The sequence below is a fragment of the Secundilactobacillus folii genome (assembly GCF_009720675.1).
Classification (GTDB): domain Bacteria; phylum Bacillota; class Bacilli; order Lactobacillales; family Lactobacillaceae; genus Secundilactobacillus; species Secundilactobacillus folii.
On sequence record NZ_WNJO01000010.1, the window covers coordinates 1 to 16,328 of the forward strand.

The following is a 16,328-nucleotide window of genomic DNA, read 5'->3' on the forward strand; positions in this document are numbered from 1 at the left end:
AGTGACACCAACCGGTGGCAAGGGCGTTACGACAACGGTTCCGACGGATACGACTAATCCAGGTGGCACGACTGGTACAACTCCAGGTGGCACGACTGGCACAACTCCAGGCGGCACGACTGGCACAACTCCAGGTGGTACCACTGGTACAACTCCAGGTGGCACCACCGGCACAACTCCAGGTGGCACAACCGGGACAACCCCAGGTGGCACGACTGGTACAACTCCAGGTGGCACGACCGGGACGACCCCAGGTGGTACGACCGGGACGACCCCAGGTGGCACGACTGGTACAACTCCAGGCGGCACGACCGGGACAACTCCAGGCGGCACAACCGGGACAACCCCAGGTGGCACGACCGGGACAACTCCAGGTGGCACGACTGGCACAACTCCAGGTGGTACAACTGGCACAACTCCAGGTGGTACGACTGGCACAACTCCAGGTGGTACGACTGGCACAACTCCAGGTGGCACGACCGGGACAACTCCAGGTGGCACGACTGGTACAACCCCAGGCGGTACAACGACTGGTACGACCCCAGGTGGAAGCACAACTGGCAATACCAAGACTTCGAACAATAATGGGTCAACGATCAATAACCCATCAGCAACGAAGGACAATAATGGCAAGGTCACGGTTACTGGCAATACTAAACCAAACGCTACTGTAACAGTCACAAATAGTAACGGTGAAAATGTTGCTACTGGTACAGCTGACGGCGATGGTCACTTTACAGTCACTGTTTCTAGCAACCAAGATGTTAACCCAGGTGATCAATTAACAATCACAACGTCGGCTGGCGATACCGCAACTGTGACGGTTGAAAGTTCAGCTGATCAGACCACTGGTTCTGGTTCAAACAACACTAATGGTGGTAACGATTCATCGGCCAACGGTGGTGTCGCTAACGGCTCAAGCTTGAATGGTGGCTCTGCAGTTGGTTCAGCCAATGGCAGTGCAACCGCAAATGGTTCGAGCGTTGCAGCTGACACGAGTTCACAGTTAGTTGGCAATGGTAACAGCAGTAATGCAAATGCTCAAAAGCAATTACCACAAACTAACGAGAATCAAAGCCACGCTGGTGTTCTTGGACTGCTTAGCCTCATCTTGGCAAGCTTAGGCTTTGCCGGTGCTGACAAGCGTCGCAAACGCGACTGATTAAAAGGATTAATGTGAATCTCCATTTACACTTTAATTCTGGTTTATAAATGCAAAAGCTCTTGCTCCTTCATTAGGAGTAAGGGCTTTTGTCGTTTCACATTGCAAATGTTCAGCATTTACACAACAAAAACCCTCTAACGATCACAGTTAGGGGATTTTTAGTCATACAGAATGACGCTGATGAAGAAGTATCAACGGACTGACTTAAAATAATTTTTTAAAATAAAGTAAAATACTATGCAGTCGCATACTTAATGTGTTAAACTCGGTTACATTGCAGAACGGAAGATGTTAAAAATTTCCGAATATAAATGCTGCAAGTGAAAATAATTGAGTGAAACAAGCTGAATTTAGAGACCAAATCACTTGTTGAGCTTCATCAACTATTAACCTAGTATTCCAAAGGCTGTACACAGGTGATTTTGGTTAATTGGAAAGGACGGCTTTTATGCCACCATTAAAAATTAAGAATCGGACTTATCCGGATCTACAGATACCAGCAGGTTACCAAGTTGTGGTGGATCAACTGGTACCGCGCAACGGGCAACAGGTTCATTTGTTACGCTACCAACCCGCCAATTTACCCGAGGAAGCATTGAATCGCGAGCATGTCACCGTAATTTACGGCGAAAATGGGTATTTATATTCATATAATGCATTGACGCAGCCACAAAGCGGCAAGTTGCCAACCGAAAAGCAGGCCTTTGACAAGGCGGAGCAAATCTGGCAGGAAATTGACCCAACTTATCGAAATGAGTTGGAACAGTTACGCAGCCTGACGAATCAAGAGCGAACCTACGTAAACGATGATGGGGAGACCGTCACTATCCCACTAGTGTGGGCAAAATATGCAAACACAGTCAAAGATGGCAGTTACGAATGGGTTGGCCTGGGGCCCAACAATCAAGTCGTTGAATTCGAGCGCGAAAGTTACTGGGATTTCTCAGCTGGGCGTCAAAAGACGGAGATGTGGAACGGTGACGACTGGATCCTTGCTCGGCGAGGTTTAGGTCCGCAACTTTCAGCACCGTGGCCAGCAGCCTAGAAAAAGGTTTAGATTTTAAAATACGTGATTTAAAAATAAACGAGTAGACAAGATAATTTTATCTTGGCAGATCAAAGGAGACTAAAACATGAGAAAAGCAGTCATTGTAACCGGGGCAAACTCTGGGTTAGGATTTGAAACCACTAAGCAAATTGCACAGCGAGAACCAGACTATCAGCTGATCATGGCGTGTCGTAACATGTCTAAGGCGGAAGCAGCTCGAGAAGAAATCATTAAAGATGTGCCTAGTGCAGACATTTTGTGCCTGGAGTTAGACACCTCTTCGTTGGCGAAAGTCCGGACATTCGTGGAAGAATTCCGTAAATTAGACATGCCGCTATACGGGTTGGTCTGCAACGCGGGCGTTGCTGGCCGAAGTGTGCACGAAACGGCGGATGGTTTCAATAATATCTTTGAAACTAACTATCTTGGGCACTTTTTGTTAACGCAGTTGTTGTTGCCAATGATGACCACGGATGGCCGAATCGTCACGGTCAGCAGTGATCGTCATGATGCACCGAAGGGAATCACTTGGCCCGGGGCAGATGTTTTGGCACATCCGGGTAAAAATCCCCGTGCTGACCAACTGAGTTACTCGTATTCCAAACTATGTATGATCTTATTTGCGTATGAATTAGACCGGCAGTTAACGGCGGCGGGCCAGCCTTTGGCGGTAAATACGGTTAACCCGGGGCTGATGATTGAAACCGGTTTGGCAAAGGATAAATCTCGCTTTACACCAAAGATGCTCGAACATTACGCTGATATCATTGCGACAGCCGCCGATTCGGCTAAGATGATCGTTAATTTGATGTTCGACTCTGAATTTGCCACTGGCTCTGCAAGGTACTTTGACCTTCGCAGTAACCATCCAATTGCATCGTCCGACTTGTCATATGACAAAAAAGTCGCCCGTGAACTATGGGATTACAGCATGGATGCAGTCGGCTTGAACAAGTAGATTTGTTCATTATTGGTGAATCAATTGGGCACTTGACTGCCAGTTGGTCCATCTTTTTATTTGGAGACTAGGATTTGTGAAATTAATTTTGAGAAGTATTGCTTATCCAAAAAAATAGGCTTGACAATGATTTTTGAGATGTTAATATTATGGCAAATATATTAGAATATTAAAAATTCTTTGAGATGAGTAGATGCTTTAACTTTTACAGAGAACTTGTATGCGGTGAAAGCAGGCAAAGAAAAGGCGTCGAATATGGTCTCTTAAGTTGAATCTAGTAGTAAGGTTATGCCGAGCTATTAGCGGGCTTGTGTCCGTTATTTCTTACACAGAGTTAGAGTTCAAACTGTAACTCACAGAGCCATTTTTTGCGAGAAAAATGGAAATTTAGGTGGTCACACGGTTATCGTCCTTAGATTCTTTGATCGGAATCTAGGGACTTTTTTAATATTCTGAAGGGAGTTTTTATATGTCAGAAAAAAATATCAAGAATTATCAGCAAAAACTTGTGGAGTATATTCACTTAAGTTCCGTTTCAGCCCAGCATAAAAATATTCCAGAAACTGCAGGATTCTTAAAAGGAATCTTCGAAGAACTTGGTGGCCAAGTCAAAGTTTTTAAAGATCAAAAATTCCCCCTTGTTTTCGCAGACTTTCCTGTTAAATCCAGTACAGACGACGTTCCCACAATTCTCTTTTATAATCATTATGATGTTCAACCGGCTACACCACTTGACCTTTGGGATAGCGACCCTTGGACGTTGACAGAGAAGGATGACAAGCTGGTGGCTCGAGGCATAGCTGATTGTAAAGGCGATTTATTTGTCAGATTGACAGCCCTAAAAAATTATCTAGATGAACATGGTGAACCACCAGTTCATATTAAATTTCTGGTTGAAGGTGCTGAGGAGATTGCTAGTCAGGGAATGTCATACTATTTAAAAAAGTATGCTTCACTATTTCAGACAGATCTTATTATTTGGGAGTCAGGTTCGAAGAATGCTATTGGGCAGTTAGTAATTTCTGGTGGCAATAAGGGAATTAGCTGTTTCGAGTTATCGACTGATTCAGCTAACAGTGATTTACATTCATCGAACGCAGCCATCATAGATGGTGCTCTTTGGCATCTCATAGACGGTATTGCTAGTTTAAGGAAAAACGGAAAAATTGCCATTGAAGGCTTTTATGACGGTGTTGAAAGACCTTCAGAAAGAGCCAGAGAACTTGCACATAAGATGTATTTTTCTGCTGATAAAATAAAGCAACAATATAAATTACAATATCCGTTTATTCAAGGCGATAACCTAGAGGCTATTAAAGAAGCTTATCTATTTGAACCAAGTTTTAATATTGAGGGTATCAGCGGTGGTTATGAAGAACAAAGTGTAAAGACTGTTCTTCCTAAACACGGTGTAGCTAAATTCGATATGAGATTAGTGCCGGGGCAAGATCCTGTTGATATTGCTGCAAAAGTAAAAAATCAGTTAGTTCAAAATGGTTTTGGGGATGTCCATGTAAATTATACAATGGGTGTTACACCTTATCGTTCCGATATGGACGCTCCCTTGATAACTAAATTAATTTCAACAGCACAAGAAGTTTATGGCGGTGAAGATAAAGTTGAAGTTTTGCCGACTTCAGCAGGCACTGGTCCTTCATATTTGTTTAATCATTATTTAAATGCACCGGTTGCAGCGTTTGGTATTGGAAATGCTAATTCAGGCGCTCATGCGCCTAACGAGAATGTTTTTATATCTGACTATTACTCAGGTATCAAAATGATTGAGAAGTTTTTTGACAAAGTCAAAGAGTCAGGTATTGTTAATAAAAAGCAAATTAGCATTGACAACTAAAAGAATTTTGATTAAGATTTGATTATAGAGCATTAATTGATTTTTAAATTATTCATTTTACAACTTGTTTAAACCTTTACAAACAAAGGTTTACAATCATTAGAATGACACATTAACATTTAATATACTGATAATCGATAAGAAGAAGAGTAGCCAAAAAAACATTTTCAGAGAACCTCGCGGGTGGAAAGAGGTAATGCAATGATGGTGAAGATGAGCTTCTTGAGGATGGTAAATGGTGGAAGCTGTTTACCCGGCAGGATCCGTTAGCATCCCAAGCATGAATGTGCTGTTGAGGTAATCCATGAAAGTGGCTTATAAATAAGGGTGGTAACACGGAGTTTTCGTCCCTTTGTCATACAAAATGACAAAGGGACGAAAACTTTTTTATTTTAAATCATAAATTATAGAGTTGGTAATTGAACAAGAGGAGAAGAGTAGATGATTTATCGTGCGCGGGAACCAGCTAGTAAATATAATTCATAAGTTGTAATTTGAAAAAGAGGGATGTTTAAATGGCAGAACCAATTATTAATCTAGAAAATATCAATGTATTATTTAATCAGACAAGTACCGCTGTTACGGCTGTTAAAAATGTCACATTACAGGTTAATAAAGGTGAAATATACGGTGTGGTTGGATACTCAGGAGCGGGTAAGTCTACTTTAGTTCGAGTTATTAATCTGCTCCAATTACCAACGAGCGGTAAAGTTGAAGTTAATGGCGATGTGCTATTTGAAAAAAATGATACCGTCAGCAAACGAATTGGAGCTAAGGACTTAAGGGTTAAGCGAAGAAATATTGGTATGATTTTTCAACACTTTAACCTTTTGGAAGAAAAAACAGTGCTAAGAAATGTCGAGTTCGCATTGCGTCATAGTCAAAAGAAAGAAAAAGAGATTACAGACCGAGCTATTCGATTGTTAAAGCTAGTAGGCCTTGAAGACCGTAAAGACTTCTATCCAGCACAACTTTCTGGTGGCCAGCAGCAAAGAGTTGCAATCGCCAGAGCCTTGGCAAATGATCCGGAGATTCTAATCTCGGACGAAGCAACTTCTGCTCTTGATCCTAAGAGTACAGTTCAAATCTTAGACTTACTAAAGCGAATCAATCGAGAACTAGGTTTAACAATTGTTTTAATCACTCATCAAATGGAAGCTGTTAAACAAGTAGCTGACAAAATTGCTGTGATGAGTTCAGGTGAAATTATTGAACGAGGGGATTTGGTTAACGTCTTTACCCATCCTCAAAAGGAACTCACGAAAGAATTGATAGGAACTAAAGGCGAATTAGCCAAAGCTATTCATTTATTAGATAAGGATGCTATTGAAAATCTTAATCATGAGGAATGGGAACTAGTGCATCTCACCTACACAGGCCAAGATGTTGTTGATCCTATAGCGGCCACGTTATATAAGAAGTTCGACGTGGAAGTTAGTATTATTTTTGGAAATGTAGATGAATTACGTGGTACGCCTGTGGGAACATTGTTTGTCACTCTAAAAGGGGATGCAAAGAGTCGTCAGAATGCCGTTGATTATCTTAAACAGGTGGGCGTCGACGTTGATGAGTATAATTCTAAGGAGGTGATTGCATGATTCAGTGGCTATCGCACGTGATGCCTAACGTTGTACATCTTGGCTGGTTGGGTCAAAACGGCTGGTTAACTTCCATTGGTCAAACTTTATACATGACTCTTTGGTCAGCTTTATTCGGTGGCGTTGTTGGTATGATCTTTGGGGTTGGCCTGGTCATCTTTGATAAGCATGGAATTGCTGAGAATAAGATCTTATTCAATATCTTCGATAAAATTGTGTCAGTATTTCGGGCTATTCCCTTTATTATCTTATTAGCATTCATAGCACCAGTGACCCAAGCAATTGTCGGAACTCAGATTGGACCAACCGCAGCTTTAGTTTCACTTTCATTAGGTGTATTTCCATTTTACGCCCGACAAGTTCAGGCAGCTATTTCCAGTGTGGATCAAGGCAAAATCGAAGCTGCACAGTCGCTAGGTGCGACAACGTCAGATTTAATTTTTGATGTTTATTTGCGAGAGGCTAGTTCAGAACTAATTAGGGTTACCACCGTTACATTGATTAGTCTAATTGGTTTGACAGCGATGGCGGGTGCTATTGGTGCCGGAGGACTTGGAAATACAGCCATTGCATACGGCTACAACCAGTTTTCAAATGATGTCACGCTTGTTGCAACGCTTTTAGTTTTAATATTAGTTGTTATTGTCCAACTCTCGGGTGATGCACTTGCACGGGCTACCAGTCACAGTCATCGATAATATAAAAAGGAAGGTCATATATTGAGTGAGGAAGACAATGAACGAATTAAAGTTTTACAGGATTTAATTAAGATTCATACACCAAATGGTAATGAGATTGAGGTTTCAAAGTATATTGGTGCCCTTTTTGATAAATATGGTATTTCATATAAGATAGATGAATTCGAAAAGGGTAGATCTAATTTAATTGCCGAAATTGGCGAGAAGAAGACGGATGATGTACTAGTACTAACTGGACACCAGGATACCGTCACAGTTCCTAATGCAGACGATTGGAGTCACGATCCCTTTGGAGCTGAAATTGTTGATGATAAGTTATATGGGCGTGGTGCGGCGGATATGAAAAGTGGTTTGGCTGCTCAAATATTAACTTTTATTGAGCTGGTAAAAGAAGGTTATAAGATACCTGGCACACTTCGTTTTATCGTGACAGCTGGTGAAGAGTTAGGTACTCCTGGTGCCAATCATTTAAATGAGCAACACGCGGCCAAAGATGTTGATGCTATGATTGTTGGGGAAGCTACGGATGGAAATGTTGTGTTCGCTCATTCAGGTAGTTTCAACTATCAGATTAAGAGTAAGGGGAAGTCTACACATAGCTCCACGCCTCAGCTTGGAATTAACGCGTTGGATGGATTGAACGAGTATTACAATCGTGAAAAACATATCTTTGATGGGGCACCGATTGATGATTATTTAGGCAAAGTAGTTCACAGTGTTACGCTTATCAATGGTGGGGATCAAGTTAATATTATTCCGGAATATGGTGAACTCTTTGGTAATATCCGGCCGACTCTTGCTTTTGATAATCAACACGTCATTGATACTATTCAAAAAACGGTGGATGACATCAATGCCAATAGCAACTATGATTTAACTTTTAACGTTCTGCATAGCTGGCACCCTGTTGAGACAAGTAAGACTAGTCGCCTAGTCAAGGCTGCTAAACAAGCTGCCGACAAAGACTATGAAGATAGGGAAGTCAAACTGATTACTTACAACGGTGCAACAGATGCCAGCGTCTTCACCAAAGACAATCCCAATATTGATGTGGTTGTTCTTGGACCTGATAATGCAAACGTGGTTCATCAAACTAATGAATTTACGACAATTAGTAGCTATTTGGAAACTTTAAAAACATATAAAGATACAGTTAAGAACTATTTTAATTAAAAGCTTAGAAAACAGAGGAGAATAAGTCATGAAAAGATCGACAAAATGGATCATTGGAATTATTGTGGTTGTAGTAATTGTAATTGCTGGTTACTTTAGTTTTGGGGGTAGCCTGAGCGGCAAACAAAAAGCACAAACGGTCACTATTGGCCGAGTTGCACCTTCTAAAGCCGATGAGTCAATCTGGGATGTTGTCTCAAAGCAAGCTAAGAATAAATATAATGTAACCATTAAATTTAGAGATTTCACTGATTATGTTCAGCCTAATAAGGCAGTTCAAAATGGTGAAATTGACTTGAATTCGTTCCAAACGAAACAATATCTTGACGTTTGGAATGCAGCACATAAAAATAGTACTTTAGTTTCAATTGGTTATACAGTTACTACTCCGTTACGACTATATTCTCACAAGGTATCGAACGTTAAAAATCTAAAGCGTGGTGCCACTATTGTGATTGATAATGATGCCGCTAATCAAGCTCGTTCGTTGGAATTACTTCAAAGTGCCGGTTTGATCAAATTGAATAATTCAAAGACACCTACGCCATCGGATATTGTTTCTAATCCTAAAAAATTTAAGATTACACCGATTGATGCTAATCAGACAGCTCGTCAGCTTGATGATGTAGATGCAGCTATTGTAAACGGTGGTTTTGCAAGTACTGACCATGTGAACCTTAAGTATTCGATCTACAAAGAACCACTAACCAAGACAAATGAACAATACTTTAATGTTATTGCTGCTACAAGCAAGAATCGAAATAAAAAAGCGTACAAAGACGTTGTTAAAGCTTATCAAACTAAAGCTGTTAAAAAACAAATCAATAAGAGTTACGGACAGCTTGAGCGTTCAGCTTGGGACATTAAGTTTTAAACGATAAATGAATATAAATGTGCCTTTATGATTAAAAAGGAGTGCCACTGCTTTCCTGATTTAAAAGTGATGAAAGCAGTGGCATTTTCTGTACGTTACCCAAAGGTTTCTATAGTGTCCAAAATTCATTTTAAAGGGTTTTAAATAGAACATTAGTAGGAGGTTATGAAAATGAAGACAACATTTGTGGCAGTTGGGGACGCAATAATTCAACGGAACATGCCACGTGGTGGTTATCCGGGTTTTAATAAAGTTCAAGCAATTTGTCAGGGCGCTGATGCTAGTCAGTTTAATTTGGAGACTACAGTTCATAAATATGAGTCATATGGTTCACAGTACAGCGGAGGTGGTTATTTCTGCGCCAATCCTAGTGTCTTGGATGATTTAAAAAAGTTTGGCTTTAATATGACAGCTTTTGCAAATAACCATACTATGGACTACTCATATGATGGTTTACTGAAAACGTTAGATTACGTGGATCAATCGGGTATTAAATTAGCCGGCGCAGGACGTAATCTACAGGAGGCATCCAAGCCAGTCTATTATGATTCTGCAAATGGGCGAATAGCTGTTATCGGGGTTACAAGTTCATTCAATGATGCCGCAATTGCAGGGGCAGCCTCCGTGTATTTAAAGGGAAGACCAGGCTTAAATCCATTGAGACACAAGAGTACTTACTTTGTGACCCGTGAGGATGCTAAAGTTTTAAAACGCCTTGTAAATTATACGCATGCGGACGATGGCAATCGTTTGTTAAGAACAGCAGGCTTTTTACCAGAAGTCGCTGAAGACACCATTACTTTAGGTGATTTCCGCTTTAAAATCTCATCAAGTGTTGGTCAGCATACTGAAGTGGATTCAAAGGACATGACTCGGATTTGTCGCTCAATTGAAGAGGCTAAGGATCAGGCGGATTTCGTGATCGTTTCAATTCACTGTCATGAAATGGAAACGGACGACCGTGAATCAATACCCGAATTTTTAACACAGTTTGCACGGAACTGCATTGATGATGGTGCTGATGCAATCGTGGGTCATGGCCCCCATACTTTAAGAGGAATCGAAATTTATCAGAATAGGCCAATCTTTTATTCTCTTGGTGATTTTATACTGAACATTCAAAGTATGTCTAAAGCTCCAGCCGATTATTTTGAAATGTATGACTTACCATCGGATTCAACTATTAAGGATTTATTTAATGCACAATGGGCCGGTTATACAAGAGGGATGCAAGTGGATCCTAAACTTTATCAGGCTGTTATTCCACAGTGGACTATGGCAGATGACCGTTTGACGGAGTTAAAATTAACTCCCGTCGAATTAGGCTTTGATTATAAACTTTCTGACGGACGAAAGGGATGGCCAGTCGTTTCTAATAAAGGTCAAATTTTACAACGAATTGCTGACCTGTCAGAACCCTTTGGAACCAATGTAAAAATTGATAATGATAGTGCCGTTATCCAATTATAGTCCGACATCAATAGATGCTCTTACATTTTAAGTATGAGCATCTTTTTTGATGCATCATTATTTAAATAAGTTACAACTTTTATGGCATAAAGTTTTACTTGTCCGTTATGAGTAATTTAGACCTGCGTGTGTTAAAAAGGCAGGCAACAGAATGTAATTGTCCGATTCTGGGAACCCCATTTTAGGGGGAATAAAAATAAATAGTAAACATATTGTACAACATCTTTTAATTTCGACTGCTGTGCTTAGTGGCCTGTTGGTAACGACGCCATTGACTGTAAAAGCAGACATGATTGTTAATTCTGGGAATACTGCTGCAGTTATGATGATTGCACAGGCGATAATCAATTGTACTAACATAGCGAAAAGCCCGCCCAGTGATTCAATTTTGCGCCCAAATGACACGTCCGAAATGAACCCACAAATCCCCTCACTGCGAATGACCAGCTACCAAGCCGCCAGGGAGTCAATCACAAAAATTACCGCAACCTATTGACTCTCAGTACTCAACAATGGCATTCGTTGGTCTCGGATTGCTGATAGGTTTTCTGGGGGTTGGTTAGTTTCAAACGCTGCCGAAATTAATTTATAGAACTAAAAAAGCACCTTGCAAACGACTGCAAGGTGCTTTGGTGCTGCAAGTATTTAAATTACAATGGGCACAATAATCCGACCCAAGGTGATGGCGACATCTTGACTATTCAAATTTAGTGGTTAATCGTTTCAGGTCCTTAGTTGATAGGCCTAATCCCTTGGTCAAATACCCGTGGAGCGAGCCGTACTTTTTATCGGCCGCTTGATAAGCCGCGTTCAAGTAACTTGACTTAACCAATAAGGTATCGCGCTTTCTGGTTATAGCTGCGCTTGAATATCGTTCCCTTTTCATGATTGAGACCTGGTGATTGATTGCGGTCCGATTGGCTTTGTTGGAGGCCAGATAATCTTGAAAGATGGTTTTTTTCGGCACCCCTAGTGAGGTTAGGACTAGCGCACTGGCGAACCCGGTGCGATCCTTACCCTCACTGCAGTGCCATAAAACGGCTTTGTTATTGGGGGCGGCTAATAAAATGTTAAAAAGTTCCCTGTAAGCGTGACGAGCCTGTTTCGTCGTCACAAATGTCTGGTATAACCTGATCATAGACTTAGACCCGCTTGAGCGCGCAATTCGATTCACACTTGCTAGCGTTTTATCAGAAACGACTGGGTCTTTGACGTACTTGACGCCCGTGATCTTAACGTCAGGGACGCTTTTAATTTTAGCTGGTGTTCGAAGATCCACGACCTCAGTTAAATGATATTTTCCCTTGAGTGTGCGTTGACCAGTGCGGGTCAGGTTGGCTAACTTTGATGACCGTAATAGCCGGCGATATTTCACCCGATGTTTTGACGCTGTTTTATAGCCACCTAAATCACGAGCGTTATTGACCCCAGCCAATCTAATGATGTGATGATTAGAGGACGCCGTTGTCGGTGTGGTATGAATTGGCATGGCACAACCCGCCGTTAGCCCTAGCAGCATCATTAAAATAAATAGTCGTTTTTTCAATCGTTTCACCTTCATTTCCTATACTGTACCGAATTAGCCTGCTGCTGACAAGTTTAGATGCCTTAATAAGGGAATTTTAAACGGCAGATTTAAACTGAAAGTAAATTTGGCATGTTAAGCTTTAAAAGGAGTCAGTTTCCTGGATTCGGAAATTAATAGGAGGGTTTCATGATGAGTGATGATTTTAAAATGTCAGCCGCACAGAAGGTTAAAATTCTAAGTGATCTAGTGGCATTCAAGTCGGTCAACGACCATGAAATAGACGTTGCTAAATACATTCAGAATTTGTTGAAACAATATGATATCGAGGCTAAAATACTTCCGATTACGGATACTCGTGCGGACCTAGTTGCTGAAATCGGCAGCGGTCATCCCGTTTTAGGGGTGTCCGGACACATGGACGTCGTGGCCACCGGTGATGAGACAAAGTGGCATACCGACCCATTTAAGTTAACGAAAAAAGACGGCCAACTGTACGGTCGTGGCGCAGCCGATATGAAGTCGGGACTGGCAGCCTTAGTCATCGCACTGATTGAAATCAAGACGAATCGCCTGTTGAAGCAAGGAACAATCAGACTAATGGCAACGATGGGTGAAGAGGTTGGCGAACTTGGCTCGCGTAAATTTGCGGATGAGGGCTACATGAATGATGTCGATGCATTGGTGATCGGTGAACCAAGCGGTTACGACGTGGCATATGCTCATAAGGGATCCATGGATCTGCGGCTGTCCTCAGCAGGTAAAGCGGCCCACAGCTCGATGCCTGAACAGGGTTACAATGCAATCGACCCCTTGCTTGACTTACTGGTAAAGGCCAATCAAGCATTTCGAGAAACCGATAAAAAGAGTGCTTTGCTGGGTCAATTGACCTTTAACACGACTATTTTTAATGGTGGCGATCAGGTTAATTCAATTCCGGAATCCGCCAGCGCTGAAATCAACGTCAGAACGGTGCCAGAATTCAATAACGATGCGGTCAAAAAGCAGATGGAAGCGCTCGTGGACCAGCAAAATTCCCGTGGTGCCAAGATCTCTTTGGATATTTATATGTCACAGCCTGCCATTGAGACGACTGGTGACTCATTTTTGATCAGTTTGATCAAAGAAATTGGTAATCACTATGCCGAAAATCCGGTTAAGGCGGTACCTTTACCAGCCGTCACAGACGCCTCGAACCTGCTGCACGGGAAGGGAAAAGATTTTCCACTAGCGATTTTTGGCCCCGGCAGCAACTCCGTTCACCAAGTTGATGAATACGTCAGCCAGCAGATGTTTCTGAACTTCACTGACATTTACGTTGAATTGTTCAGTCGGTATTTAAACGAATCAAACTAGTCAAATTCGCCACCCAAAGCAATCAGCAACACAGCCTAAGATGATTCACCATTGATTGTTCCTCAACTTGCGGTAGAATTTAAGTATTCGATTGCCTGTAAAGTTTGAAATGCAGTTTAGGAGACTGCATTTTTAATTGGCAATCATCCTACATTTGTGAGGGGCATTCATTCTAATGAAACGAAAAGTTAAAGCGTCACCGGCGTTGCGGCGATCCATGACCGCTGGGCAAATGGAAATGATTTCGCTTGGGGGCGCAATCGGTGTTGGGCTGTTCATGGGGTCAACGTCTACGATCAAGTGGACGGGGCCCTCAGTGTTACTGGCGTACATGTTTGTGGGGCTGATCCTCTACATTGTCATGCGCGCTTTGGGGGAAATGATCTATATTAATCCGGGGACGGGTTCTTTTGCGGACTACGCAACGGAGTACGTCCATCCCTTAGCTGGCTATCTGGCAAAGTGGGCAAACGTGTTCGAGTATATCGTTGTGGGTATGTCGGAAGTGGTGGCTGCCACCCAGTATCTGGAGTATTGGTGGCCACATATTAATACCTTTACCGTTGGTGTCATTATCATCGTTTTTCTGCTGGCGGCTAATCTCGCCAGTGCTAAGGCGTATGGCTCACTGGAATTCTGGTTTGCCATGATCAAGATCATTACCATTATCATGATGATTATTTTAGGCTTGTTAGTGATCTTCTTTGGCTTCGGCAACGGTGGGCATCCCACTGGCTTTAGTAATCTGTGGGCTCATGGTGGCTTCTTTACCGGCGGTTTTAAGGGCTTCTTCTTTTCTATGTCAATTATTGTTGGCTCGTATGAAGGTATCGAACTGTTGGGTATCACGGCCGGCGAAGTGGCTAACCCGCAAAAGGCGATCGTTAAATCGGTGAAATCCGTTCTTTTGCGAATTCTGATTTTCTACGTAGGAGCGATTTTTGTGATCGTCACCATTTATCCGTGGAATAAGTTGAGTTCAATTGGGTCACCATTTGTCTCGACCTTTGCCAAAGTCGGCATTACATCGGCTGCCTCGGTGATCAACTTCGTCGTCCTAACCGCTGCGCTATCCAGTGCCAATTCAGGAATCTATTCGTCGAGTCGAATGCTGTTTAAGCTGGCTCACGAAAAGGATGCACCAAAAGTTTTTGGGCGATTATCCAAACGGGTCGTTCCCGATGCTGCCATTTTGGGCATCTCAGGCGGAATTTTAATTGGCTTTTTGTTGGATATCGTTTTTTCCGCGCAGAACAAGTCGGCTTCCAACCTTTTTGTGGTGGTCTTTAGTTCATCTGTTTTGCCCGGTATGATTCCCTGGTTCGTAATCCTATTAGCTGAACTGCGTTTTCGCAAAAATAACGCTATCGTGATGAAGGACCATCCCTTTAAGTTGCCACTCTACCCATTTTCAAATTACTTTGCGATGATTGTATTGGTGGTCATCGTTGGCTTCATGTTTGTTAATCCGGATACTCGAATCTCGGTGATCGTCGGTGCTGGGGTGATGATTCTAGCCACCGTGTTCTACGTGGTGCGTCACCGTCACGGTCGCCTGGATTAAAGAACTGGCAAATTTTAAATGCAGATGATTTATGATGTTGACGAAGAGTTCATTTAAAAGAAGAAATCAAAGACAAAGGACGTGCATAAATTGGCAGAAATCACAATTGACCCAGAGTTTCGACAGCTATTTCCAGACGCCCAGATTCGGACGTTGACCGTTCACGGATTGAATAATCAAGTTGATGACTCTAAGACCGCACATTATCAAGCACTGTTGGATGATGCCATGGATGAGGCCCAACAGTATTTGACGGAAGACACGTTCCGGTTTAATCCGGTCGTGGCTCAATGGCGGGAAGCCTTTACCAAGTTTAAAAAGAAACGTGGCGCTCGCTCATCCATCGAGGCGCTACTGAAGCGGGTCAGTCAGGGAAAGCAGTTACATCCAATCAACCCGCTAGTCGATATTTATAACAGTGTTTCGTTGGCGTACGGCGTTCCTTGCGGTGGCGAAGATCTATCCAAGATTGCTGGTACGATGCACCTTGGCGTGGCTAAGGGCGGAGAGGCGTTTCATCCTTTAGGTGAAGATGAAGACGATCCCGCATTACCAGGCGAAGTGATTTATTACGATGATATCGGTGCGGTCTGCCGTTGCTTTAACTGGCGCGATGGTGCCCGAACGGAATTGACTGAGCAGACCACCGACGCAATTTTAGTCATTGAAGCAATTAATGAAGAGCAGGGGAAGCGTGCTGCTGAAGCGGTCAAAGTAATGTCTGACAGCATCGTTGGTGAACTTGGCGCCAAGGTTGAATAGTGCTTGCTACTTTAAAGTCCAAGCAGCCAGCAAATCAACTTCCGTGAATTCTAATCTGTAGATTCAAAATAAGGAGACTTCCTGTATTTGGGAAATCTCCTTTTTAATGGCTAGTTAGCAGTCCTGAAACGATCGAACAGCAATCATTTGTGCTGAACAATTAAGGACGCCATATTTTTATCAATCGTATTTTATCGGACACTTTTATTATTCTGAAACAAGTTGAAAATATTTATCCCATAATTACCCCATTTAGGTAAGCGATTTCTCAATTTGATATCGACT

At 42.3% G+C, this 16,328-nt stretch carries 13 protein-coding genes; 12 read left to right on the forward strand and 1 reads right to left on the reverse strand.

The features are described 5' to 3' along the window. The 9 genes from GM612_RS12490 to GM612_RS08795 all read left to right on the forward strand — a co-directional run. A partial coding sequence (locus tag GM612_RS12490) for an Ig-like domain-containing protein (RefSeq protein WP_246147676.1) occupies positions 1-1,162 on the forward strand: 1,162 nt, incomplete at its 5' end. A 451-nt stretch (positions 1,163-1,613) separates the two neighbouring features. After that, positions 1,614-2,210: a hypothetical protein gene (locus GM612_RS08760; RefSeq protein WP_155432001.1), complete on the forward strand. Its 597-nt coding sequence runs from the start codon at positions 1,614-1,616 to the stop codon at positions 2,208-2,210. 88 nt (positions 2,211-2,298) lie between these two features. Then, positions 2,299-3,171 (forward strand): SDR family NAD(P)-dependent oxidoreductase, encoded by an 873-nt coding sequence (locus GM612_RS08765; RefSeq protein WP_155432002.1) that lies wholly within the window; start codon positions 2,299-2,301, stop codon positions 3,169-3,171. Between the two features lie 469 nt (positions 3,172-3,640). Then, complete coding sequence (locus GM612_RS08770) at positions 3,641-5,023, forward strand: M20/M25/M40 family metallo-hydrolase (RefSeq protein ID WP_155432003.1); 1,383 nt, start codon at positions 3,641-3,643, stop codon at positions 5,021-5,023. Positions 5,024-5,538: 515 nt separating this feature from the next. Then, positions 5,539-6,621: a methionine ABC transporter ATP-binding protein gene (locus GM612_RS08775; RefSeq protein WP_155432004.1), complete on the forward strand. Its 1,083-nt coding sequence runs from the start codon at positions 5,539-5,541 to the stop codon at positions 6,619-6,621. After that, positions 6,618-7,319 carry a methionine ABC transporter permease gene (locus GM612_RS08780; protein ID WP_155432005.1) on the forward strand — a complete coding sequence of 234 codons (702 nt, stop codon included), beginning with the start codon at positions 6,618-6,620 and terminating at the stop codon, positions 7,317-7,319. The genes GM612_RS08775 and GM612_RS08780 overlap by 4 nt, the downstream gene beginning before the upstream one ends. Before the next feature lie 21 nt (positions 7,320-7,340). Further along, positions 7,341-8,492 carry an ArgE/DapE family deacylase gene (locus GM612_RS08785; protein WP_155432006.1) on the forward strand — a complete coding sequence of 384 codons (1,152 nt, stop codon included), beginning with the start codon at positions 7,341-7,343 and terminating at the stop codon, positions 8,490-8,492. Between the two features lie 28 nt (positions 8,493-8,520). Beyond that, a complete protein-coding gene (locus tag GM612_RS08790) occupies positions 8,521-9,366 on the forward strand; it encodes a MetQ/NlpA family ABC transporter substrate-binding protein (protein ID WP_155432007.1) in 846 nt (281 codons plus the stop codon). Positions 9,367-9,537: 171 nt separating this feature from the next. Beyond that, positions 9,538-10,836, forward strand: coding sequence for a CapA family protein (locus GM612_RS08795; RefSeq protein ID WP_173021256.1), 1,299 nt, complete (start codon positions 9,538-9,540; stop codon positions 10,834-10,836). 697 nt (positions 10,837-11,533) lie between these two features. Here the strand turns inward: GM612_RS08795 and GM612_RS08800 are convergent. Continuing rightward, positions 11,534-12,382 (reverse strand): tyrosine-protein phosphatase, encoded by an 849-nt coding sequence (locus GM612_RS08800; RefSeq protein ID WP_173021257.1) that lies wholly within the window; start codon positions 12,380-12,382, stop codon positions 11,534-11,536. A gap of 171 nt (positions 12,383-12,553) precedes the next feature. Here GM612_RS08800 and GM612_RS08805 point away from each other — a divergent pair, with 171 nt between their 5' ends. From GM612_RS08805 to GM612_RS08815, 3 genes are all read left to right on the forward strand, one after another. Beyond that, entirely contained in the window at positions 12,554-13,717 is a 1,164-nt protein-coding gene (locus GM612_RS08805; protein ID WP_155432010.1) for an ArgE/DapE family deacylase, read from the forward strand. Positions 13,718-13,892: 175 nt separating this feature from the next. Then, positions 13,893-15,281, forward strand: a complete 1,389-nt coding sequence (locus GM612_RS08810) for an amino acid permease (protein ID WP_155432011.1) — start codon at positions 13,893-13,895, stop codon at positions 15,279-15,281. Positions 15,282-15,371: 90 nt separating this feature from the next. Then, entirely contained in the window at positions 15,372-16,043 is a 672-nt protein-coding gene (locus GM612_RS08815; protein WP_155432012.1) for a B3/B4 domain-containing protein, read from the forward strand. Positions 16,044-16,328 lie beyond the last annotated feature (285 nt).

Coding starts and splice junctions, on each gene's coding strand:
- GM612_RS08760 (WP_155432001.1), top strand. CDS start 1,614: ATGCCACCATTAAAAATTAAGAATCGGACTTATCCGGATCTACAGATA.
- GM612_RS08765 (WP_155432002.1), top strand. CDS start 2,299: ATGAGAAAAGCAGTCATTGTAACCGGGGCAAACTCTGGGTTAGGATTT.
- GM612_RS08770 (WP_155432003.1), top strand. CDS start 3,641: ATGTCAGAAAAAAATATCAAGAATTATCAGCAAAAACTTGTGGAGTAT.
- GM612_RS08775 (WP_155432004.1), top strand. CDS start 5,539: ATGGCAGAACCAATTATTAATCTAGAAAATATCAATGTATTATTTAAT.
- GM612_RS08780 (WP_155432005.1), top strand. CDS start 6,618: ATGATTCAGTGGCTATCGCACGTGATGCCTAACGTTGTACATCTTGGC.
- GM612_RS08790 (WP_155432007.1), top strand. CDS start 8,521: ATGAAAAGATCGACAAAATGGATCATTGGAATTATTGTGGTTGTAGTA.
- GM612_RS08795 (WP_173021256.1), top strand. CDS start 9,538: ATGAAGACAACATTTGTGGCAGTTGGGGACGCAATAATTCAACGGAAC.
- GM612_RS08805 (WP_155432010.1), top strand. CDS start 12,554: ATGAGTGATGATTTTAAAATGTCAGCCGCACAGAAGGTTAAAATTCTA.
- GM612_RS08810 (WP_155432011.1), top strand. CDS start 13,893: ATGAAACGAAAAGTTAAAGCGTCACCGGCGTTGCGGCGATCCATGACC.